Consider the following 508-nt stretch of genomic DNA (forward strand, 5'->3'; position numbering starts at 1 on the left):
GTCGGTGGTGCAGCGCCAGCGCGAGATCGGCATTCTGCGCGCCATGGGCACGCCGCGGCACCGCATTTTGGGGGTGTTCCTGCTGCAGGGCGGCATCGTCGGGTTGGGCGGGTCGCTGCTGGGGGCAGGTCTCGGTGGCGCGTTGGCGGTGGGCTTCACCCGCATCGCCCGCAATGCGGACGGCAGCCCGCTGTTCCCCATCGTGCTGGAGGCGGAGCTGTTCGTGTCCACCGCCGTGCTGGCCACCGCCGTGGGGGTGCTGGCGGCGTGGCTGCCGGCGCTGCGCGCGTCCCGCCTGGATCCGGTGGAGGCCATCCGTGGCTGAGGTGCTGCGCCTGCACGGCGTGCGCAAGCGCTACGGCGGCGGCGCCTCCCCCGTGGTGGAGGTGTTGCACGGCATCGACCTGACGCTGGCGGCCGGCGCGTTCGCCGCGCTGGTGGGGCCGTCCGGCTCCGGCAAATCGACCCTGCTTAACCTGATGGGCCTGCTGGAGGCTCCCTCGGACGG

General features: G+C 73.4%; 2 protein-coding genes. Both read left to right on the top strand.

The window, feature by feature from the left end; all coding sequences use genetic code 11:
- The coding region (locus tag ACK4TH_RS13335) for an ABC transporter permease (protein ID WP_409627125.1) at positions 1-325 on the top strand (325 nt) is incomplete at its 5' end.
- Positions 318-508 (top strand): ATP-binding cassette domain-containing protein (locus tag ACK4TH_RS13340; protein ID WP_409627127.1); only part of this gene is annotated, 191 nt, incomplete at its 3' end. The genes ACK4TH_RS13335 and ACK4TH_RS13340, both read left to right, overlap by 8 nt.

Source organism: Tepidimonas sp., assembly GCF_046292505.1.
In the GTDB taxonomy this organism is placed as follows: domain Bacteria; phylum Pseudomonadota; class Gammaproteobacteria; order Burkholderiales; family Burkholderiaceae_C; genus Tepidimonas.